The organism is Flavobacterium sp. (assembly GCF_013822155.1).
Classification (GTDB): Bacteria; Bacteroidota; Bacteroidia; order Flavobacteriales; family Flavobacteriaceae; genus Flavobacterium.
In genome coordinates, this window is the sequence record NZ_PNJW01000158.1 from 1 (window position 1) to 1,581 (window position 1,581).

Annotated in this window: 1 protein-coding gene; it reads right to left on the minus strand. The window is 38.1% G+C overall.

The window, feature by feature from the left end:
• On the minus strand, positions 1-1,553 hold a 1,553-nt coding region (locus tag C0512_RS15530; protein WP_290863210.1), incomplete at its 3' end, for a hypothetical protein.
• Between the last annotated feature and the right edge of the window lie 28 nt (positions 1,554-1,581).

A 1,581-nucleotide genomic window follows, 5' to 3' on the forward strand; every position in this document is an offset into this window, starting at 1 on the left:
GCGGAATTAGAAAACTGCACCAAGCCTTTGGTTGGATTAGGAAACGCCACTAGGTTTGAAGCTTCTTGCTCGGCAAGGCTTAAACTGCAATCGGTAGTGCCATATTTAGCCACAAAAAAATCAGATTGCCCTGTGTTTTGCAGGGTAGTACTGCCAATGGTTAACCCACACGTAAAATAACCTCCAATATAATAACTGCCATTGCTATCAACTGTGGCAGCGGTGCCGAAATCTTCACAGCCCACGTTACTGGTGAGTTCAATTAAACTTGTTGGAACGCCTGTAGTAGCATTAAAAGTGGCGACATACGTATCAAAACCAGTACCTAAAGGGCTTGTTACAGAAAAATTACCCCAAGTTAACTGAAAAGCACCACCTGTGCCAAGCACTTCATTTCCGTTAGCAACTAACCCCTTTAGCGTGTTACCTAATGCACCTGAAAAACTTGCTGTTGAAGCCCAAAGCGGCTCACCTTCACTACTGATTTTAAATAGATATGGAAAACTACTGGTATCTGGAGATGTTAATACAATGCCTTCAAAACTCATATTGTTAAAAGTTTCGCCGGCAAAATAAATATTACCAACGGCATCGATAGCTGAGGTAATTAAATCGATATTTTGTCCTGAACTTTGTTTGAGCCATAAAAAAGTACCCGTTGGGGAAAAGGCGGCCACATAGGCATTACCTGTTACGCTTTGAGAACCAACAGTAACTGTGTAATCGGGTGCTTTTTCACCAACAATATATAACGTGCCATTGGTGGGATGACTATATAACTTCATGGAATAAAAAGTACCTGCACCAAAAACAGCATTAAAAGGCGAACCGCTTAAAAATTCTCCATTACTATTATATTTTAAAATATGTGTGTTGACACCTGATCCTGAAGTGCTATAATTTCCATCTGCATAGTTGCCTGCTGGAATGGCAACTAACCACGTTAAGTTATTATTTGCATCAATCACAATATTTCCACAACCTGTTTGGTTAGCGGTTGTAAAACTTAAATTGTCAGCTTGTGGCATCCGTAACCATTGAAAAACCCCTTCTTTATTGTATTTAATCATAAATAGCGATTTTTTAAAAGTATTAGTAGTTGACGAGGAAGTAGGTAGTACTACATCATCATCAAAATGCACCGCAGTGCTAGCCGTAAATGCAGGTTTTACAAAACCCACCGCATAAACATTGTCATCAGTATCTACTACAAGATTTCTCATCAAATCATTATCATTACCCCCACCACCAATCACTTTACTCCATCGATAATCTCCCGTACAACTAAAACTTGCAATCATGTAATCCACCGTGTTTAAATTACCATAATTCGTTTTGGGTACACCATCGATGTTCAAATTGTTTTTACCAACTGGAGCTAAAATATACACATTGTTGTCACTATCCGTGACCATCGAAACAACTTGTTCTTTTAAAACCGTAAAAGATTCAGTTATATTATCGGTACTACCTCCTCGTTTTGCCCATTGCCAATCTTGTGCGGATAATGATATACTCAGAAAAAGTATAACTACTAGTATTGTATTTTTCATATTCAATTTGTTGTTTTATTTTTTCTTA